The 20,951-nt window shown below is 69.2% G+C and carries 15 protein-coding genes; 12 read left to right on the forward strand and 3 right to left on the reverse strand.

Annotation, left to right across the window (positions count from 1 at the left end):
* Window positions 1–81: 81 nt before the first annotated feature.
* From ACZ4S3_RS35765 to ACZ4S3_RS35775, 3 genes are all read right to left on the reverse strand, one after another.
* The gene (locus tag ACZ4S3_RS35765; protein ID WP_467942236.1) at window positions 82–1,350 is read right to left on the reverse strand and encodes a cytochrome P450; all 1,269 of its coding nucleotides are present in this window, start codon (window positions 1,348–1,350) and stop codon (window positions 82–84) included.
* 46 nt (window positions 1,351–1,396) lie between these two features.
* On the reverse strand, window positions 1,397–1,891 hold the full coding sequence (locus tag ACZ4S3_RS35770; protein WP_467942239.1) for a flavin reductase family protein: 495 nt from the start codon (window positions 1,889–1,891) through the stop codon (window positions 1,397–1,399).
* Window positions 1,892–2,010: 119 nt separating this feature from the next.
* Window positions 2,011–2,988 carry a pyridoxal phosphate-dependent aminotransferase gene (locus ACZ4S3_RS35775; RefSeq protein WP_467942242.1) on the reverse strand — a complete coding sequence of 326 codons (978 nt, stop codon included), beginning with the start codon at window positions 2,986–2,988 and terminating at the stop codon, window positions 2,011–2,013.
* A gap of 1,208 nt (window positions 2,989–4,196) precedes the next feature.
* On the opposite strand from ACZ4S3_RS35775, the gene ACZ4S3_RS35780 reads away from it, so the two are divergent.
* The 12 genes from ACZ4S3_RS35780 to ACZ4S3_RS35835 all read left to right on the forward strand — a co-directional run bounded on the left by ACZ4S3_RS35780 (window position 4,197) and on the right by ACZ4S3_RS35835 (window position 20,776).
* Window positions 4,197–5,711, forward strand: coding sequence for an ABC transporter substrate-binding protein (locus ACZ4S3_RS35780; RefSeq protein WP_467942245.1), 1,515 nt, complete (start codon window positions 4,197–4,199; stop codon window positions 5,709–5,711).
* A gap of 65 nt (window positions 5,712–5,776) precedes the next feature.
* Entirely contained in the window at window positions 5,777–6,667 is an 891-nt protein-coding gene (locus tag ACZ4S3_RS35785; protein WP_467942249.1) for an ABC transporter permease, read from the forward strand.
* Entirely contained in the window at window positions 6,664–7,551 is an 888-nt protein-coding gene (locus ACZ4S3_RS35790) for an ABC transporter permease (RefSeq protein ID WP_467942253.1), read from the forward strand. Before ACZ4S3_RS35785 ends, ACZ4S3_RS35790 begins: the two co-directional genes overlap by 4 nt.
* Entirely contained in the window at window positions 7,548–9,341 is a 1,794-nt protein-coding gene (locus ACZ4S3_RS35795) for a dipeptide ABC transporter ATP-binding protein (RefSeq protein ID WP_467942256.1), read from the forward strand. Before ACZ4S3_RS35790 ends, ACZ4S3_RS35795 begins: the two co-directional genes overlap by 4 nt.
* Window positions 9,342–9,418: 77 nt before the next feature.
* Window positions 9,419–10,129 (forward strand): hypothetical protein, encoded by a 711-nt coding sequence (locus ACZ4S3_RS35800; protein WP_467942260.1) that lies wholly within the window; start codon window positions 9,419–9,421, stop codon window positions 10,127–10,129.
* Window positions 10,126–11,019, forward strand: a complete 894-nt coding sequence (locus ACZ4S3_RS35805; RefSeq protein WP_467942264.1) for an alpha/beta fold hydrolase — start codon at window positions 10,126–10,128, stop codon at window positions 11,017–11,019. The genes ACZ4S3_RS35800 and ACZ4S3_RS35805 overlap by 4 nt, the downstream gene beginning before the upstream one ends.
* On the forward strand, window positions 11,016–12,368 hold the full coding sequence (locus ACZ4S3_RS35810) for an amidase (protein WP_467942267.1): 1,353 nt from the start codon (window positions 11,016–11,018) through the stop codon (window positions 12,366–12,368). The genes ACZ4S3_RS35805 and ACZ4S3_RS35810 overlap by 4 nt, the downstream gene beginning before the upstream one ends.
* Window positions 12,365–14,887, forward strand: coding sequence for an FAD-dependent oxidoreductase (locus ACZ4S3_RS35815; RefSeq protein ID WP_467942271.1), 2,523 nt, complete (start codon window positions 12,365–12,367; stop codon window positions 14,885–14,887). Before ACZ4S3_RS35810 ends, ACZ4S3_RS35815 begins: the two co-directional genes overlap by 4 nt.
* Window positions 14,888–14,982: 95 nt before the next feature.
* Window positions 14,983–16,824 carry an asparagine synthase (glutamine-hydrolyzing) gene (asnB, locus tag ACZ4S3_RS35820; protein WP_467942274.1) on the forward strand — a complete coding sequence of 614 codons (1,842 nt, stop codon included), beginning with the start codon at window positions 14,983–14,985 and terminating at the stop codon, window positions 16,822–16,824.
* A 79-nt stretch (window positions 16,825–16,903) separates the two neighbouring features.
* On the forward strand, window positions 16,904–18,751 hold the full coding sequence (gene asnB, locus ACZ4S3_RS35825) for an asparagine synthase (glutamine-hydrolyzing) (RefSeq protein WP_467942278.1): 1,848 nt from the start codon (window positions 16,904–16,906) through the stop codon (window positions 18,749–18,751).
* A complete protein-coding gene (locus tag ACZ4S3_RS35830; protein WP_467942282.1) occupies window positions 18,751–19,995 on the forward strand; it encodes an MFS transporter in 1,245 nt (414 codons plus the stop codon). The genes asnB (ACZ4S3_RS35825) and ACZ4S3_RS35830 overlap by 1 nt, the downstream gene beginning before the upstream one ends.
* Window positions 19,985–20,776 carry a GntR family transcriptional regulator gene (locus tag ACZ4S3_RS35835; RefSeq protein ID WP_467942286.1) on the forward strand — a complete coding sequence of 264 codons (792 nt, stop codon included), beginning with the start codon at window positions 19,985–19,987 and terminating at the stop codon, window positions 20,774–20,776. The genes ACZ4S3_RS35830 and ACZ4S3_RS35835 overlap by 11 nt, the downstream gene beginning before the upstream one ends.
* Window positions 20,777–20,951 lie beyond the last annotated feature (175 nt).

The following is a 20,951-nucleotide window of genomic DNA, read 5'->3' on the forward strand; positions in this document are numbered from 1 at the left end:
CGCCACTGTGGTTGATATGAAGGCTGACCAGTCTGATCTGCGCGACCACGCACTCTCTCTGGCGTGCGTCAAAAACAACCGCTAAGGGATTGCCTGCTCCTGACGGGGCGCCATCGGGCCAGTCGTCTTCTCTTGCTGGTCCCAACAGAGTTGCAGCGCTACGAATCCCCGCGCGATCATGATGCGGTCCCGGATCCAAGAATCCGAACTCGCCAGGCGTAGGCCCGGGAGGCGTTCGAAGAGGCGGGGGATGGCTATCTGCAGCTGAAGCCTTGCGAGCGGAGCGCCCAGGCAAGCGTGGATGCCCCGTCCGAAGGCCAAGTTGTGCCGTGAAGTCTTGCGCTCGATATCGAAGGAGTCGGGATCGGCGATGACTCGCTCATCACGGTTTGCCGCTCCCCAGTGGACCATGACCCGGTCTCCGCGGCGCAGCCGTGCCCTGCCGAGTTCCGTGTCCGCCGTCACGGTACGGAACAGCCCTTGGACCGGTGATTCAAAGCGAAGGATCTCATCGGCCATCGTCTTTGTGAGCTGCTCGTCCAGCTGAGATTCTCGGACTTCGAGCCGGTGGTCCAGCAGCGTCACGATGCCGTTGCCGATCGCCCGGGTGACCGTCACATGGCCGGCGATGATCAGGTTCATCACCAGCTGCATTACCTGCACGGTGTCCATCGAGGCGTCCTCGGCAGACTGTAGGAGCAGTGAAATCAGATCATCCCCGTCGGCCGCTCCCTTGCCCTGGAACAGGTCCATGATGTAGTGCTGCATCGCAACAACACTGTGCGCATACTTCGCGCGATCCGATATTGCATGCGCCGATTCGGACAGGCGAAGCCAGTCGTAACTCCATTGGTGTAGCTGGGGGACATCGTCCTGCGGTATTCCGAGGATCTGTCCCATGGTGATCAGTGGCAGCGGCCACGCGTACCGCTCAATGACGTCGATGTGCCCGGCGTCGATGAATCCGTCAATCAACTCATCGACGGTCTTGCGGATGAAGGGCTCCAGCTGCGCTACCCTGCCGGGCGTGAAGACGCGGCCAACCATGGCGCGCAGTTGGCGATGTTGCTCGCCGTCGCTCTCGGTCAGGTTCGGCGTCAGTGACCAGCCCTGCTGTAAGACCTCTCTGACCTCATCGGGCTCATCTCCCGCAGAGAGGCGAACCGCACTCTCCGAAGAGTAGGTCTCTGGATCGAGTGCTACCGTCAAGACGTCTTCGTGGCGCGTCACAACCCAGACATTCCTGATCTCGTCAAAGAATATGGGGCACTCATCACGCATCCGCTGGTACACCGGATAAGGATTGTCGAGTTGACTGTCCGACAGGGGATCGTACCGGAATGATGTCATCGTGCAGCCTCCGTGCCGAAAAGAATGAACGCCGGACCCCTTCGAGTCAGGGTAAACGCTGAAATGACGAGCGGTAGTACAGCAGGGGAGAATCCGCTTCGGCCTGGTCCAGGTTGGTGACCTGTCCGATGGCTATGACGTGATCTCCGCCGTCGAACTCCCGGACCAGTGAGCAGTCGATCCACCCCAGAACGCCATCGAGTAAGGGAGATCCGTTGGGTGATTCGGTCCAGCCCACCCCGGAGAACTTGTCTCCACCGGATCGAGCAAATTTCTGGCAGATGCCCTCCTGATGGCCCGCCAGGATATTTACGCAGAACCGATTTTCCTGCCTGATGAGCGGCCACGTAAGTGAGTCGCGCCCAATGCACAGTGCTATGTAGGGAGGATCCAGCGATAGCGAACTGAAGGACTGGCAGGTGAGCCCCACTGGCCTGGCCCGGTGCCGTGCGGTCACGACCGTCACCCCGCTGCAGAACAGCCCGCAAACGGAGCGCAGCTTGGTCTGATCAACGGACACCGTGGAACTGTTCAGTTTCATTGCCGTCTCCAAACAACTGCCGGCGAAAATCGGGCGTTGCTACTCTCCGGGGAACTCGCCTGCTGAGCAGGGCCGATGACCGTGCATCGCGTTGCCCTCTGCTGGGTGCCGTGGTGTCCCTATCCCGTGTGGCGTGAAGTGCCCCGGACATCACGGTCGATGGCGAAATCCCGTGCCACGCGCAGGAGTACCTGGTTTTCCTCCGGTCGTCCTACCGAGACTCGTACACCGCGCTGCGAGTACAGCCGGACGTCGATGCCGGCCTCCCGGCAGGCCACCGCAAAATCCAGGCCGGCCGGGCCGAGCGGGATCCAGAGAAAGTTCGTGCCGCTCTTCGGCGTGCGATACCCATAGTTCGCCAATTCGCGGTGGATGGATTCGCGCTGCTCGATGATCTTCCTGATCCGTAGTTCACGCTGCCGTATGTTGTTGAGTGATGCCGTCGCCGCCGCCTGGGCGATCGTATCGATGGTGAACGGCAGCATGTATTCATGGATCTTGTGCACCAGCGGTGGCTTGGCTATCACATATCCCGCCGGCAGGCCGGCCAGTCCGTCCGCCGCCGAGAACGACCGCAGCACGATCAGATTCGGATGGTGCCGTTGCAGGCTTGTCACATCGACGTCCGGTCGTTCGTCGGCGAAGTCCGCGTACGTCTGGTCGATGAGCACAGTGGTCGTCGCGGGTAACTGGTGCAGCAGTTTTTCGATGAGTCGGCGTTCAAGAACCACACCGGTTGGTTCGTTGGGATTGCAGAGGTACACCAGTCTGGTTCGGCTCGATGCCAGGTCGCCGATGTTTTGTAGGTCCAGTGCACATTCGTCGGTGAGTGGTACGGAGAGCTGGCTCATGCGTGCGATCCGTGCCGAGGTGGAGATGCCTTCCAGGGTGGGGGACAGGTAGATGATTTCCGATTCGGCTTCGTCGGCGGCTGCGGCCAGAGCGACTCCGGTGGCCAGTGCCAGCCGGCCGGGCCCGACGACGATGTCGTCCGGCGCGCTGCCATGGTGCCGTGCGATCGCCTGAACCAACTGTGCGCACGTCGGGTCCGGATGGCGGTTGATGTCCGGCAGGACCGAGTCAATTTCACGGAGCACGCTGGAAGGGATGGGGTACGAAATCCCGTTGGGGGAGAGGCGCCCGCTTCGGGTGCTGCCCATCGCTGTGTGCAGCGGGGTTGGCCCAGGTAACGCCGGAGCACCGTCGTTCGCTAGCGTCGACTGCATGTCTGCTTCCCTACGTCTGCTTCCCTCGAGTCTGTCTCAAGGGCTTCGCACCCATCCGTGGGCCTGCCGTGCCGGATTCCGGCGTGCAGTGCGGATGTGCTGACTTCATCCGGCATCTGGATTCGCCCCCGTCTCGCCCGAGAAAACATCAGCAGAAAGCTCAACAGCGGTACGGGGGCGCGGGAGTTCTTGTTCAGGGCGTACCTCGGAAGGAATCCCCGCTCAACGGGATGCCATCCGGGGTTCCTTCACCTCAGGTGACACCACGCTGGTGAGACGGCCTGCGTCGCAGTTCCCGCACGCTTCGAAGCGAACCGAAACGGCGGGAGATTCACACTTCTGCAATGGCCTGCCGACGTAATCCATGGAAGGTGATGGCGTGGGAATACGTCAAGGGTCATTCTCGATCGCCTCCGGTCCGGCCCTTTTCCATGGAATCAAATCCGGCCTTGCGCGGTGGCTGATGAGCGGCTCTCCCGCCGTCCGGCAATCAGGCCGCCACCTGCGCCGACACGGCTGCCGGCAGTATCGGACCGGGCTGCCTCAGCGATGATTTTCGGCTGCGAAACAGACCGGCTGGAAGGTCGAGGCTGGCCGAGAAAGGTCCGTAGATACGTACCTCTAGACGTATGGGCAACCGGAACCCTCTTGACCTCGCGCTGGGCGGCGTTTGATGATGTCTGCCATGGATGGGTTAGCAGTTGTTGACGTTGCGTCACAGCATCGGGTGCAGCACCGGCGCGGCCGGTACGAAGCAACGCGTCGCTCCCTCCTCTCGGACTTGTCCGATCGATGTTCCGCTCCGTGACCTCGCGGGTGGAGAGCGGGGCACACCGCCTGCTGAAACCTTTTTGTCCTCAGGCCTCCTCCTTCGTGCACTGTGGTTGCGCTCCCACCGGGGGCGAGCGCGGGCCTCGGTGTGCGTCCACCTTGGGAAGGGCATGCGAATCCCGTCGAGAAACCAGCTTGTGGCGTTGTTGCTCGTCGCAGCCGCCGGACTCATGGCGTGTTCCCGCTCCGGGAGCGCTGCCGAGGACATAGGACCCTTAGGCCCTCCACGTCGGGGTGGCACGCTGACGGTGGCGGCGGACAAGGAACCCGACTGCTACGACCCGCAGGTGAGCCCCGCCGACGTCACTGCTTCCCTGATGCGCAACGTCTACGACTCGCTGATCGCCCAGCGCCCCGGCGGCTCCTTCGCCCCGTGGCTCGCGACCGGATGGAAGCTCTCCGGCGACGGCACCGTCTACACCTTCCGATTACGCAGGGGCGTGACCTTCACCGACGGCACCCCGTTCGACGCAACAGCGGTCAAGATGAATCTCGACCGGGTCGCCGCTCCCGCCACGAAGTCGGAGTACGCCGCCTCCCTCATCGAGCCCTATCGGTCCACGACCGTCGTGGACCGGCACACGGTACGCATCCGGCTCAGCCGGCCCTTCGCTCCGTTTCTGAGCGCCCTCAGCACGACCTACCTGGGATTTCATTCGCCGCGCTCGCTGCATGCCGCCCCGGGGGCGCTGTGTGCGGGCGGGCCTTCCGCCGTGGGGACAGGGCCGTTCCGCTTCGTTTCGCACACCAAGGGACAGCAGGCCGAGTTCGTCCGCAACCCTCGCTACGCGTGGGCGCCACAGGGAGCCGCCCATCAAGGCCCCGCCTACGTCGACAAGTTGGTGTTCCGCTTCCTGCCCGTCGGCTTTGTGCGGATCGGAGCGCTGCTCAGTGGACAGGCGGATGTGGCGGACGGTGTCCCGCCCCAGCACACCCGGACCGTACGCGCGGATCGACGGATGCGCCTGCTGAGCCAGGTGCCGCCGGGTGTCGGATACACCTACTTCCTCAACACCCGCCGGGCCCCCTTCGCCGACCAGCGGATCCGGTTGGCGGCAGCCTGCGCGCTCGACCGCCACGCCCTGCTGGAATCCGTGTACTTCGGACAGCGACGGCCTGCGGACAGCGTGCTCAGCCCCTCCACTCCCGGACATCACCCGTCGCCCGGTGCGGAGCGGCCCGATCGCGGCCGCGCCGCACGGCTGCTGGACGCGGCCGGCTGGAACCACCGCGACCAGGAGGGCTACCGAACCCGGCATGGTCACCGGCTGAGCGTCGACCTCCCGTTCGTCGCCGACTTCACGCCTCCGGAACAACGCACGCTGGACGAAGGCGTGCGCGCCGACCTCGGAAAGGTGGGAATCGAGGTGCGGCTCATCCGGCTGGCCGCCAATGACTTTCTGCCGCGCCGGAATGCGGGGCGGTACGACATGGTGGCCTTCCACTGGCCGGCCGCCGACGCCGATGTGCTGCGTACCCTCTTCGGCGCGGGACAGACGTTCACACAGGGTGGCTACAACGCCTCCCGCACTTCGGACCGGGTGCTCGACGCATGGCTGCGGACGGCATCCGCCGTCGGAGACCGGACACGCCGGGACGCGCTGTACGCACGTATCCAGCGCCGCATCGCCGATCACGGCTACGCCCTGCCGACCGCCGTGGACCAACGGGTGCTGGGCGCGCACAGGCGGGTTCGCGGGCTGACGTTCGACGCGCACACATGGCCGCTGTTCCAGGGCGCGTGGCTTGCGGGGGCACAGTGAGGTCCGGCATTCCCCGGTATGTCCTGCGCAGGAGCATTGCCGCACTGGCCGTGGTGTGGGGTTCCGTGACGGTCGCGTTCGCCGCGCTGCACCTCATCGGCGGGTCCCCGGTGGACTCCGTCGTCGGCCCCACGGTGAGCGCCACGCCGGGACTGCGTCAGCAGATCATTCGCGCGTACGACTTCGACCGGCCGCTGGTGGTGCAGTACGGGATGTGGCTCGGCAAGCTGCTCACCGGTGACCTGGGCTACTCGTACCAGTTGAACGAGCCCGTACCGCGGGTGCTTGCCGACCAGTTGGGTCCGACATGCCAACTGGCCCTGGCCGCCGTGGGGGTGGCCGTAGTGGTGGCACTGGCCACCGCGCTGCTCGCGGCCGGCCGGGGACGGGTCATCAGAGCGCTGGTGTCGGCGGGCGAGATGGCCGCGGTGTCCGTACCGCAGTTCTGGTTCGGCCTGCTGGCGCTCTCGGTGGTGTCGTTCCGCTGGCGGCTGCTGCCGATTGCGGGTGACCAGGGGGTGGCCTCGCTGGTCCTGCCGGCCGTGACACTCGCCCTACCGGTGGCGGGGACGCTCGCGCAGGTGGTGCGGGCGGGACTGGAGGAGGCCCTCGCCCAGCCGTTCGCGCTGACCGTGCGGGCACGAGGCGTGCCGGAGTCCATGCTGCTGGTGCGGCACGCGCTGCGCCACGCGGCGCTGCCCGCGCTGAACTTGGCGGGATGGCTCGCGGGCAGCCTGCTGAGCGGTGCGGTGCTGGTGGAAACGGTGTTTGCCAGGCCAGGGGTGGGGCGAGTTCTGATCACCGCGGTCACCGCCAAGGACACGCCCGTCGTGATGGCCGTCGTGATGCTGTCCGCCACCACCTTCACCGTGATCAACCTGCTGGTGGATCTGGTGGTGCCCCTTCTCGACCCCCGCCTGCGCGACGGACGGGCGATGAAGGAGGCGATGGCATGACATGCGGCCGCATGCCCTCCGTCCGCCATGCGCTGACCGCGGCCCGGAAGGCCATCGGGAGTGCGTGCCCGAGGGTTCCTCTCGGCAGCGGACTGTCCACCGTTCCGGTTGCGCTGGTGCTCACCGTGACACTGCTTGCCGCCGTCCGCCCGGAGCTGCTCACCCAGCACGCGCCGGATGCGACGTCCGCGCAGACCCTCCGGCCTCCGGGCAGCGGCCATCTCCTCGGCACCGACGAGCTCGGCCGGGATGTCTTCTCCCGCCTTGTGCACGGCACTCGGCTGTCTCTGCTGATCGGTGCCGGGGCCACGGTCATCGGTGCCACCGTGGGTACGCTGATCGGCCTCGCAGCGGGCCTCTTCGGGCACGCCGTGGACGGGGTGCTGATGCGCTGCACCGAAGTCCTGATGGCCTTTCCCGAGCTGTTGCTCGCGCTGCTGGTCATCACGGTGACCGGACCGGGGACGGCGAACATGGTCCTCTCCGTCGGCATCGCCGGGGCACCGGGGTATGCGCGCGTCGCACGGGCCCGGGTGCTCGCGGTACGCAGCGCGGGATTCGTGGAGGCCGGCATCGTGCTGGGCCTGCGGCGCCGTCACGTGGTGACCCGGCACATACTGCCGAACACGCTCGGCCCGCTGCTCGTCCTCGCCACGGTCGGCTTCGGCGGTGCCATGGTGTCCGGCGCCGCGCTCAGCTATCTCGGGCTCGGTCCCCAGCCGCCGTCGACCGATTGGGGGACGCTGCTGGCCGAGGGCCAGGAGTACCTGCAGCTCGCCTGGTGGCCCACGGCCTTCCCCGGCTGTGCGGTGACTGTCCTGGCGATGTCCGTGACCGCCCTCGGCCGTCGGCTCGGCGGCAGCATCATCGGGGTGGGCCGATGACCAGCAGCGCACAGACGTATTCCCCGTTGGTCGAATGCGACGGGCTCACGGTGGACTTCGCCGGCTCCGGCGGCCGGCTACCGGCCGTCAACGGCGTGACGCTGGCCATCGCTCCCGGCGAGTGCCTGGCACTCGTCGGGCAGTCCGGATCGGGGAAAAGCGTCACCGCCCGGGCGCTGGTCGGGCTCGCCGGTCAGGGTGCGCGGGTCACTGCCCGGCGCTGGACGGTCGAGGGGCGCGACGCTTCGCGCTGGGGGCCGCGGGCCTGGCGCCGGGTACGCGGGCGTCGAATCGGCTTGGTGCTCCAGGATGCGCTGGTGTCGCTCGACGGAATGCGCAGCGTCGGCGCCGAGGTGGCCGAACCGCTGCGTGCCCACCGGATCGTGCCGCGCGCCGAGACCGCGGACCGGGTGGTGCAGCTGCTGTCCGATGCTGGCATACCGGATCCTGTGCGGCGTGCCGCGCAGTACCCCCACCAGCTCTCCGGCGGTCTGCGCCAGCGTGCGCTGTTGGCCGCCGGGCTCGCCGCCGGACCTGCCCTCCTCATCGCCGACGAGCCGACGACGGCCCTGGACCTCACCGTGCAGGCGAAGGTTCTCGGCCTGCTGGGCCGGTTGCGTGACGCCGGCATGGGGCTGCTGCTGATCAGCCATGATCTGGCGGCCGTGGCCACAGTGGCGGACCGGGTGGCGGTGCTGCACGACGGTAGCGTCGTGGAACAGGGACCGGCCGAACGGGTGCTGTCCGATCCGCTCCACGACCGCACCAGGGAACTGCTGGCAGCCGTCCCGTCGGTCGCTTTGCGCCGGTCGGCCGGGACGACCCGGCCGGACACCGGATGTCCTGCCGCCCTGCCGGGTACCGCCGCCGCGTTCCCCACAGAGCAGACCGCCGCGCGCGAGACCCCGTTCGGCGGAGCGCGTCCCACCGACGGGGTCCTGCTGGATGTCAGGTCCGTGACCAAGCGCTACCCGGGCCCGCACGGGGAGCGCCGAGCGGCGGTACACGAGGTGTCCTTCCAGCTTCGCGCCGGCCGCACTCTCGGCATCGTCGGTGAGTCCGGGTCCGGCAAGAGCACCACGGCCCGCCTCGTCCTGGGCCTGGAGACCCCGGACTTCGGATCGGTGCACTTCGGCGGCGAGCCCTGGAGCAGCCTGGCGGAGCGGCGGCGCCGTCCCCTGCGCAGGCATGTCCAGCTCGTCCAGCAGGACCCGCTGAGTTCCCTCGACCCGCGGTGGACCGTTGGCCGGCTGCTGGGCGAGGCGCTGAGCGTGCGGGGCGTGCCCAGCGGTAGCGCGCGTCGTGCCGAGGCGGTGCAGCTGCTGGAACAGGTCGGGCTCGATGCGGCCCACCTGGCACGGCGGCCCGCGCAGCTTTCGGGTGGACAGCGGCAGCGGGTCGCCCTCGCCCGTGCCCTGGCGCCCCGGCCCCGCCTGCTCGTCTGCGACGAACCCGTCTCCGCGCTGGATACCACTGTCCAGGCCCAGATCCTCGGCCTGCTCGCCGGACTGCGCCGACGGTACGGACTCACCCTGCTGTTCATCTCCCACGACCTGTGGGCCGTCCGCCAACTCTGCGATCACGTCATGGTCATGCGGGACGGCCAGATCGTGGAACACGGCAGGACCGCAGGGGTCTTCGACCGGCCGCAACACCCCTACACCCAGGCCCTGCTCGACGCGCTCCCCGGCTGGGAGCCCCCGCTCACCACACGGGCAGAAGGCACTCGGCCGCCCTGTGCGAGGCAGACCGGGCGTTCGCCGGGCACGACGAGTTCGCCGAGCTGGTGAAGGACCTGACCAGGTGCCGCACGCCGTCGGACGGCACTTGGTCCAGCTGACAACGACGGCGGGAAAGGTGGACCGAGATGGCAGCGGAGCAGACGACGGCCAGGCTTCCGGGGCAGCGCTCCGGCGGGGATGCGCCTGTCGACGGCGGGTATGCGGCCGGCATCTTCACGATGAGTGACGCCGAGCGGGTGGCGCTGTGGAAGCAACGCCTCTTCGAGGCCGAAGCGGGCATGACGAAGTACCTCGTGGAACAGCAGGCCGGCACGGCACTGGGGGAGTGGTTCGAGATTCAGGCAGCCATCTTCGACGGCCTCCCGGCCCAGGACCCGCCCGTCCCCACCGACTGGCAACGCGTCTTCTTCCGGGCCCAGGCCCTCATCGAGCGCTTCCTGATCAGCCGCTTCGGATACGGCGAGCTGACGGCCTGGGCACGCGCCAACGCAGCGGTGCACGGCGCCGTGGAGCGTGCCGACGGCCGTGGCGCGGCCGATGCCATAGGGCGGGTGGCCAGGCAGGCCGAACTGTACGGGTCCGAGATGCGGCTGCTCGAGGCATCGCGGGAGCGGGCGGAACTGCTCATCACGCACTGCGGCATCTGGGACTACCGGGAGCGCGCCCGCGCCCGTGGCGTACCGCTCACCCTGAAGTCCCCGTGCGAGTTCTGCACCGCGGCCATCTCGGCCAATATCGCCGCGCGCGGTTACCGGCCCGCCTTCGAGCTGATCGAGGACGGCGACGACCACGGTTGCCGCTGGCAGGCGAGCGCTCCCCGGAAGGCGGACCGTTGAACGCCCCGCCGCAGCGGAAGCCGCTGCTGCACTGTCTGAACGGGCCGCACGGGCGGTTGGCGTATGTGGACGAGGGGCCGAGCCGCGCGACGGCCGACCCGCTCGTCCTCATCCACGGATGGGGCGCAGACCTCCACGACTGGGACGCGACGGTGGCGCGCTTCCGGACCCGGCGCCGAGTGATCGCCCTCGATCTTCGCGGTCACGGGAATTCCGGACCCTCGCCCAGTGACTACCGGTCGGCGACTTTCGCCTCGGATGTCGTCCGGCTGCTGGACGAGCGCGGGGTGGACGCCCCGGCCGTTCTGGTCGGCCACTCACTCGGCGCCGTCGTCGCCTCCGTCGTCGCCGCGGAAGCCGGCGACCGGGTAGCGGGCCTGCTGGTTCTCGACCCCGCCTACGGACGTCCAAAGGGCCACCGCGACCGTGTGCAGCCGTGGCTCGAGCAGCTGAGCACCGGGACAACCGACCTCGCCGCCGATCTCGTCGCCGGTTCGGTCGACCGCACGCGACACCCGGAGCTGCGCGCGTATCTTCACGACCGGGTGCGGCGGACCGACCCGGAGGTGATGCGGCGAACGCTGGCCGATCTGCATATGCCCGCCGAATCCTTCTCCAGCGAGCCCGCCTCCTCCCGGTACCTGGTGCGCCGCACTCAGCCGGTCCTTGCCCTCAACCGTGACCGGAACCGCGCACGCTGGGAAGCCGGTGTCCTGGCCGGCCCGCCGTCGCGCAGTCTGGTCTGGGAGGACTGCGGTCACTTCCTCCACCTGGAGGCCCCGGAACGCTTCCGTACCCTGCTCGAACAGTGGCTGGCCCTGCTGGAAGGCGCCGGCGAAGAGAGCTTCACCTTCGGATCCGATGTGGTGGGGGCCGGAGGCGGGACATGACGGGCACGGGTGGGCGGAGTCCGTCCGACATCGATGCCGGAACGCCGGACGTCCCGGGAGTGGCGGAGGCGGCGCGGCTGGTACGCGAGCGTCACCTCTCGCCCCTTGAGCTGCTGGAGCAGTGCCTGCGGGGCATCGAACGCGAAGATCCCTGGCTACGGGCCTTCGACCGCGTCGATGCGGAAGACGCCAGGCGGGCGGCCCGGGAGGCCGAGCGCCAAGCGATGAGCGGCAAACGGCTGGGGCCGCTGCACGGGGTACCGCTGGCATGCAAGACGTTGCTGGAGACGGGTGCCACGGGGCGGGCTCCGGCTCAGGCCGTTGCGGCCCTGCGCTCTGCGGGCGCGGTCATCGTCGGCACCACGCGGGCTCCCGCACTGTTCACGTTCGACTGCGAAACCCGCAATCCGCTTGATCCCGCCCATACGCCGGGGTGGTCCAGCGCCGGGTCCGCGGCGGCGGTCGCGGCCGGTCTGGTTCCCGCGGCGCTGGGGAGCGACACCGTCGGCTCGGTGCGCATTCCCGCAGCCCTGTGCGGCGTGGCCGGGCTGCGTCCCAGTGCGGGACTGGTCGGGCGGCGCGGGCTGACCCCCATGTCCGAGACCTTTGATGAAGTCGGCCCCATCGCAAGGAATGTGACGGATATTCAGCTACTCTTCTCCGCCCTTGCCGCTGGGCAGCCGAGAACCGTGCCGGACGACGCCGGGCAGCCGGACGTACGAGGGCTGCGGATCGCCGTCCCGGGCGGCTTCTTCTATGACGGCTGTGTGCCACGCGCCGTACAGGCCGTGGAGGCAGCGGCCGAGACACTGTGCTCCCTCGGCGCACAGCGCCACCATGTCAGCGTCGGCGCCGAGTACTTCGACAGGGAACTGACCGCATCTCTCACGCTCTGGGAGACGGCCTGCCGCTTCCCCGGCACACTCCCTGCCGAACCGGGGATCGCCGCGGCGGTACGGGACGGCCGGCGGATCGGTGCCGAGCGGGCCGCGCAGCTGTTCCGGCGTATCGGCCGGCTGCGGGAACGCTGGCGTGCGCTGTTCCGCGAGGCCGAGGTGGATGTGCTGCTCGTTCCCACCGTCCCGGCGCCGGCCGCGGAGCGGGAAGCCACCCACCGCACACGCCCGGACGGCGCACGGGAACCACTTGCCGCGGCCTACCCACGGCTGTGCCGGCCCGCGTCCGTGACCGGTGCGCCCGCCCTTACGGTGCCTGCCGCCGAACCGGTCGGCCAGGGGCTCCCGTTGGGTGTGCAGTTCCTGGGGGCGCCCGGAAGCGACCGGCAAGTATTCCGGGCCGGGGCCGCCTATGAGGCGGCAGGCACACCGCCGAACGGAGGCCACCGATGACCGCGATGCACTCCACCCGGTACCCGACGCCGGAGAATCCCGCCGACCGGCCGGCCCGGTACACAGAAGAACTGCATGCGGACTTCGTGGTCGTGGGCGGCGGACTGGCCGGCCTGTGCATGGCGCTGGCCGCCGCACGCGAAGGTGCCGACACGGTCCTGGTACACGACCGGCCGGTCCTGGGCGGCAACTCCTCCAGCGAGGTACGTGTGGTGCCCGCGGGTACGGCGCACTTCTCGGCGTGGGCACGGGAGACCGGCATCGTCGAGGACCTGCTGCTGGAGGACAGGGCCACCAACCATGCACAGTTCTGGGAGGGCGGGCTGACCAACTCCGGCTGGGATCTGACGCTGTGGAACGCGGTACGGCAGCAGCCACGGCTGCGTACGGTGCTCAACGCCAGCGTCCGCACCGTACACGTCGAAGGCAGCGACGCGGACGGGGCACAGAGCGCCGGCCGGGGGATCACCATCAGCCGGGTCGATGCCGTCCAGCTGACCACGGAGAAGGAACTGCGGCTGAGTGCCCGCCAGTTCGCAGACTGTACGGGAAACGGAACCGTGGGCTATCTCGCGGGCGCCGACTGGGACTACGGCCGGGAGGCCCGTCACGAGTACGGGGAGCCGCTGGCCCCGGCGGTCCGGGACTTCTCCACCTCCGGCAGCACCATCACCCTGCGAGCCCGTGACACCGGCCGTCCGGTCCTCTACAAGCCTCCGGCGTGGGCCGAACCGTATGACGCCCAGCATCCGATCGGTCCGTTCCGCGAACTGCGCAATATCCACCGGAAGGAGTTCGGCGGTTTCTGGTGGCTGGAGATCGGCTACCCCTTCCATCAGGTGACCGGTGCCGAGGAAGTCCGTGACGAACTGCTGCGCCACGCATTGGGCGTATGGAGCTACCTCAAGAACCACCATCCCCGGCGAAGAACACTGGCCAACTACGCGCTGGAGTGGATCGGTTCGCTGCCCGGACGCCGGGAGAGCAGACGGTTGCTGGGCGACGTGGTGCTCAGCGAGTGGGACTGCCATGAGGACGGGGTCTGGCCCGACCGCATCGCCTCCGTCGGCTGGTATCTGGACCTGCATGCCAAGGGAGGGCTGCTGAACAAGTCCGAGCCCGGAGAACCGTCCAAGGCCGACACCGACTACCGGCACTGGACACGGGTACCGCCCTTCAGCGTGCCGCTGCGCGCCTGCTACAGCCGCAATGTGACCAACCTCTGGCTGGGCGGCCGATGCCTGAGCGCCACGCATGTGGCACTGGGCGCGCTGCGGGTCCAGCAGATCCTCGGCATGCTCGGGCAGGCGACCGGCATCGCCGCCGCCTACGCCCTGGTCAGCGGTCTGACTCCCCAGCAGACCGCCGACCCCGACGACAAGCACATCGACCGCGTACAGCAACGCCTGCTCCGTTCGGACGTCCGCATCCACGGGATGCGGGAGCGGCCCGTCACCGGGCTGGAGGCGGCGGTGACCGCCGACAGTCAGGCGCCGCTCGACTTCGGCGCGCCGGATCCCGGAGGCACCCGCCGCCTGGATGTTCCCCAGGCCCTGGTCTTCCCGGTGAGTACCGGGCATCTGCACACGGCGGCGGTCCGGCTGCGCAACGACGGCCGCGCGACGACGATCGGGTGGCACCTCGCGGAGGTCCCCACGCTGTGGACCCGTACGGCGGGGGAACCGGTCGCCCACGGCACGGTGGACGTGCCACCCGGCACAGCCGAGGTCACCCTGCCGCTGGAGGCCGTGGTACGCCCCGGCCGTCTCCATCGGCTCTCCCTGAGCCCGCTTGCCGGACAGGCCGCACCGGATGCGGCGGCCGTCCACTGGATCGCCGCCACCGACCAGCCGCCCGGCACCACGGCGCAGTACCTGCACACCACGGACGGCGGCCCCGCCCCGGAGGCGCACTCCTACGGTGTCCTGGCCGCCGGTGAGATCGCACTGCCCGCCTACCGGCACTGGTGCCAGGACAAGTGGACCGCCCTCACCCTGCGCACCGATCCCGTGCAGTACCCCTACGGCCCGGAGAATGCGGTCACCGGCCGGCACTGGCCCGAGACGGGGCCGCAGCTGTGGATGTCCGACCCGCAGGCACCACTGCCGCAGGGCCTGGAGCTCAGCTACCCCCGGCCCGTCACCTTCGACGAGGTGCGGCTCCGGTTCGACACCGACCTCAACGCCCGGATCAGCAGCGCTCCGGGCCTGTGGCGGCCCCCGCAGTGCGTCTCCGCATACCGTCTGCTGAGCCGTCCCGGACCGCACCAACCGTGGCGGGAGCTGCACCGCGCCGAGGACAACTACCTCCGCCTCAACGTCATCCGCCTGCCCGGCCCGGTCCGCGACCGGCAGATACGCGTCGAGGTCCTGGCCGTCGGGCCGCCCGAACCGCGGCGTTTCACCGAGGAAGAGACGGCCTGCTGGCGTGAGGACGGACGGCGGGCCGCCCGGTCCGCCCTCCCGCCCGGCTGCCGCATCTACAGCGTGGGCCTCTACCACGAGGACGCTCTGCTCTGACTTCCCGCCCACCCCGCGAACCGCGGTGGCGCGCTCTCCCGCGCCACCGCGCCTGCCCCAAGTCCGAGAACCCACGAAAGGACCCACCCACCCCCATGTGCGGTATCACCGGCTGGACCGACACCGGGCGTGACCTGGCCTCGCCCGAACACATCGCGACGGCGCGGAACATGACCGACACCATGTCCTGCCGCGGCCCGGACGCCTCCGGACTGTGGCGGTCCACCCGCGCGATGCTCGGCCACCGCAGGCTGTCGGTGATCGACCTGGCCGGCGGAGCACAGCCGATGACGGCCGCCCCGGAACGGGAGGACCTCGTCATCGCCTACAGCGGAGAGGTCTACAACTTCCGTGAACTGCGCACCGAACTCATCGCGCGCGGCCACCACTTCCGTACCCGCTCGGACACCGAAGTGGTGCTGCGCGGGTGCCTGGAGTGGGGAGCCGAAAGTCTCGCCCCTCGCCTGAACGGCATGTACGCCTTCGCCGTCTGGGACGCGCGCGCCGGCACACTGTGGCTGGTCCGGGACCGGCTCGGCATCAAACCCCTCTACTTCCACACCTATACGGGCGGGCTGCTGTTCGGGTCGGAACCCAAGGCACTGCTGGCCAACCCGCTCTTCGACGCGGCACTCGACGACTCCGGAATCGCCGAACTCTTCGCCGTGCCCAGCGCTCCCACCCCCGGGCACGGTGTGTACCGCGGTCTGCGGCAGGTCCGCGCGGGAGGCATCGTCCGGGTCCAGGGCGACACACTGCGCGAGATCCGCTACTGGACACCCCCGGCCCGTCCCCACACGGACGGGCCCGCCGAGACCACCGTCCGGGTGCGGGAACTGCTCGAAGACACCGTGGAACGCCAGCTCATATCCGACGTTCCCCTGTGTTCGCTGCTCTCGGGCGGGGTGGACTCCAGCGCGATCTCCGCACTCGCCGCGCGTTCGCTGGCCCGGACCGGGAAGAAGCTGTCCACCTATTCGGTGGACTTCCCAGGAGCCGAGAGCGCCTTCCGCCGCACCGCCTGGCACGACAGCCGCGACGAGCCGTACGCACAGGCCGCCGCCGCGCACATGGGCACCCGGCACACCACGATCCTTGTGGACTCCGACGAGCAGCGGACCCACGAGGAGACCGCACTGCGCGCCAGGGACCTGCCCGGCTGGGGTGAGATGGACGTCTCCCTGCACCTGCTCTTCGCCCGGGTCAGTCGGCACTCCACGGTCGCCCTGTCCGGGGAAGCCGCCGATGAAGTCTTCGGCGGATACCTCTATTTCCGGGACGAGGCCGCGCTGGCCGCCGACACCTTCCCCTGGCTGCACGGCCGTACCGCACCCGCTGCCCTGCTGCGCGAGGAGGTCCGCGCTCGCGTACGGCCCGAGGAGTACCTGCAGGACCGCTACGCCGATGCCGTGGCCGAGACCCAGCGGCTGGAGGGTGAGCGGGGGCGCGACGCACGCATACGCGAGGTCTCCCACCTCGCACTCACCCGCTGGCTGCCCGCTCTCCTGGACCGCAAGGACCGGATGAGCATGGCCACGGGCCTCGAGGTACGGGTGCCGTTCTGCGACCACCGGCTGGTGGAATACGTCATCAATGTGCCGTGGTCCCTGCGAGAAGCCGGAGGCCAGGAGAAGTACCTGCTGCGCCGGGCCGTCGCCGACCTGCTGCCCGCCTCGGTGGTGAACCGTCGTAAAAGCGCCTTTCCCGCCAACCCCAGCCCGGGGTTCGCGCAGGCGCTGCGCAGACGCGTACACGACCTGCTCGCAGACACCCGGGCACCGGTCTTCGACCTGGTCGACCGGGCGGCCGCCCGCCGTCTCGTCGAGCGGGGCCAGGCATTGCCCAGCCCCCGCGCCGCCGGCAGTTCCATAGCGGGCCTGAGCTATCTGCTGAGCGTGGACACCTGGCTCCGCACCTATCGCGTCGCCATCCGCTGACCCCGAGCGGCCGCCCCGACACCCCGATCACTCGACGCGGCTGTCCCACAAGAAAGATGCAGAAAGGAAACGAACCAGCATGTGCGGCATCACGGGATGGGTGGACCACCACCGTTTCCCGCCCGCCCGGGCGGTCCATGACACCGGCCGTGACCTCGAGGCGGAGCGGCTGCTGAACGCCATGACCGCGACGATGGCCTGCCGCGGCCCCGATGACGCGGGCACCCTGCTCCGGAGCCCGGTGGCACTGGGACACAGGCGGCTCGCCGTCATCGACCTGGAAGGCAGCGTCCAGCCGATGACCAGAGGGAGCGACGGCCGGGAATTCTCCCTCGTCTACAGCGGAGAGCTGTACAACTACCGTGACCTGCGCAGCGAACTGGCCACCCATGGACACCGATTCCGCACCACCGGCGACACCGAGGTCGTCCTCGCCGCCTGGCAGGAATGGGGCCCGGCTGCCGCCGAACGCTTCAACGGCATGTATGCCTTCGCCGTCTGGGACGCACCCGCACGGGAACTGTGGCTCGTCCGCGACCGGTTGGGCATCAAGCCGCTCTACTATCTGCCGCTGCCGGGCGGCGTCGCCTTCGGGTCCGAGCCCAAGGCGCTGCTCGCACACCCGGCGGCCGCGCCCCGCGTGGACGGTGAGGGCCTGGCGCAGCTCCTGCTGCCCCTGCTGAAGGTACCCGGCCGCACTCCCTACGCCGCATTACGTGAACTGCCACCCGGCCATCTGCTGCGCGTCCGGGCGGACGGCAGCCACGGGGAGCGGCGTTACTGGGCGGCCCGGCCCGAGGAACACGGCGACGACCCCGGCAAGAGCGCCGCCCACGTGCGCGAACTGCTCGAGGACATCGTGGCCCGACAGCTCATCGCCGATGTCCCCGTATGCACCCTGCTGTCCGGCGGGCTGGACTCCTCGACCCTCACCGCCCTCGCCGCCGGCCGCGCCGGTGAGCGGACCCGCTCCTTCTCCGTCTCCTTCACCGGTAGTCCGACCCCCACCGAGGACGGGCCGTATGTGCGTCAGGCCGCCGCGCATCTGCACACCGACCACCGGGAGATCGTCCTGCCGGGCGAGCGGCTCGCCGACCCCGCGGTACGCCGCGACAGCGTGCTCGCGCGCGACCTCCCCAACGGCATCGGCGATCTCGACCTGAGCCTGCACCAGCTCTTCGCCGCGGTCGGCGAGCATGCCACCGTTGCCCTGTCCGGGGAGTCGGCCGACGAAGTCTTCGGTGGCTACCGCTGGTTCCACCACCCGGACGCCATCGCGGCCGACACCTTCCCATGGCTGGCCGACACCCCTGCCCACGGGCGGCTGCACCAGCGCGTCCTCGCCCTGTTCCGCAAGGACCTGCGCGAACGGCTTGCGATCGACGAATACGTCGCCGACCAGTACCGCACTGCTCTCGCAGAAGTGCCGCACACCCCGGCCGCCGACCCACTGGAACGCCGGATGCGCGAGATATCCCACCTCGCCCTGACCCGTTTCCTGCCGACCCTGCTCGACCGCAAGGACCGGCTCAGCATGGCCGTCGGCCTGGAAGTGCGCGTGCCGTTCTGCGACCACCGGCTCGTGGAATACGTCCAGGGCCTCTCCTGGCGCAACCGGACCCATGACGGCCGGGAGAAGAGCACACTGCGCGCGGCCGTCCGCGACCTGCTGCCGGACTCCGTACTGGACCGGCCCAAGGTTCCCTATCCCTCGACTCCCGACCCCCGCTATGCCCAGGCGATCCGCCGGCAGTTGGCCTCCCGCCTGGCGGATCCGCACTGCCGGCTCCCCGAGCTCTTCGACGAGTGCGCCCTGCGCAAAGCCGTCACCGCATCCGAACAGGGCAGCCTCATCAGCAACCTCGGCGCGGAACTCGCCCTGAACTTCGATGTCTGGCTGCGCACCTACAACCCGGAGCTGCCCTGATGGAAACCCCCCTGCCCGCCACCGATGCCGGCGCCGCCCGGGCCCAGGGCACCAGTTCCGCTCCGCCTCGCCTCCCGCGGCTGCTCCTGGGCTACGTACCGCTCTATCTCTTCCTCTTCCTGGTGGGCGCCGAGATGTATCTCGTGGCACCACTTCTGCCCACGGTCGCCGCCGACATCGGTGTCCCGGTTGCCGGCGCCGCGCATCTGGTCACCGCCTATGTCCTGGTCCAGGCGGTGACCGGGCCACCGCTCGGCCTGGCCAACTCCCGCTGGGGACCACGAACCATGGTCGGCATCGGCGCCTCGCTGTTCATCGCGGGCAATGCGACCGCCGCGCTGAGCGGAGACTACGGCGTGCTGATCGCTTCCCGTGCCGCCGCCGGATTCGGGGTGGCCATGGCAGGCCCGGCCATCTGGGCCTGGATCGCCGCCACCGCCCCCGAGGCCGTACGGGGCACGGCCATGGGCGCCGGGATGGGCGCCTTCGCGCTCGGCCAGGTGCTCGGCGTGCCCATCGGCGGTTTCGCCGCCGATCTCGCCGGCTGGCACAGCCCGTTCGCGCTTCTGGGCACGGCAGCCCTGGCAGCACTTCCCTTGATGCTCTACGGACTGCGGCACAGCGGTGAACACCACCGGCAGCAACGGGCACAGGACACGGGGGCGCGGGTCCTGTTGAGGGTGTGGACCTGCGCCCGGCTGCGCCGCGCCCTGATCGTCACCTTCCTCTTCCATGCGGCGAGCCTGGGGGCGTACACCTACCTGCCGGACATCCTGGGTTCCCGGTACGAGCTGTCCGCGTCCGCCCTGGGTGCCGTCGGACTGCTCAGCGGCCTGGGCATGTTCATCGGGGCGTCGCTCGGCGGCCGGTTCGGCGATGCCGTGCGGGCCCGCGGCCGAGGTGAAGCGGTGCTGCTTCCGCTGTGGACGACCACGCTGCTGGTGACACTGACGGTCGCGGTCGGCGTCAGGCCGTTGTGGCTCAACTTGGCCGCCGTACTGGTGTGGTTCATCGCCGCCGGAGCCTTCGACACCAACCAGCAGACATTGGTCGCCTCGCATTCGGACGGTTTCACCACCGTCGCTCTGTCCTGGAACCTCGCCGTCCTGTATGCGGCTGCCTCCTGGGGCGTGTGGCTGATGGGCGTCCACGGCGTGAGCGCCACGGCGGTCATCGGGGCGGGAACCGTGATGGCGGCGTTGGCCGCCGTCATCGCCGTACTGGGAGCCCGGCGTGCAAGGTGAGATACTGCGCCGCACGAACGCGCCCCTCTTTCAGGCCGAGCCCGGATACCGCATGATCACTCACTCCTCCCCGATCCCGCTCTATCACCAGATTGCGAGCGTGCTGCGCCAGCGGATTCTTGACGGCACCTACCCAGCCCACCATCAACTGGCGCCCGAGCAGGACCTGGCGCGTGAATTCGGCGTCAGCCGGGCGACGGTGCGGCAGGCCCTTCTCGACCTCGTCGAAAGCGGCCTGCTGGCACGGCAGCATGGCCGCGGCACCTTCGTTCTCGACGTCGCCCGCAAGACGATGCGCTATGTCTTCAAGGGCGATATGAACGATCTGTTGACGGCGGCTTCGGCCAACGCCCACGCCGTACGGGAGATCTCCATCCTGCACCGGAGGCGACTCCCGGAAAAGGTCGCCGCAGAACTCGGCCTGCCGGAAGGGCGCGGCACGATCGTCGAGCGCTTGATGTTCGCCGGGGATGCCCCCTTCGCCTTCCACCGCAACTACCTCTGTGACACCCACGGCAAGCTGCTGACCAAGCGGGGCCTGAAGTCGGCCGGCGTATTGCATATCCTCCAGCAGGCCGGGGTCCATCTGACGAGCGCGCGACAGACCATCCTGGCCCGGCCCGCCGATCTGGATATCGGCGAGAAACTGGGCATCGGCCGAGGCGGCGTAGTCCTGCAAACGCAGCGCACGGCACGCTTGGCAACCGGCGCGCCGGCGGAGGTCTCGCACTCCTGGTATCCCGCCGACATGTACGGCTACACCGTCGAGTTCAGCGTCTGACCGACACGCCGGCCACCAGCCGGTGCTCCCTCCTGTTCAGGGAATCAGGCATATACAGCAGACATTGAGCGGCCCTGCGACGGTTGCGGAAAGTGCCTTGCAGGGCTGCGCCGACCGTCCCGCTCCTCCGACGCGTCATCCAGCCGGCCGAGCAGCGGGGCCAGGCCACGCCTAC

The sequence above is a fragment of the Streptomyces sp. NPDC028368 genome (genome assembly GCF_055565615.1).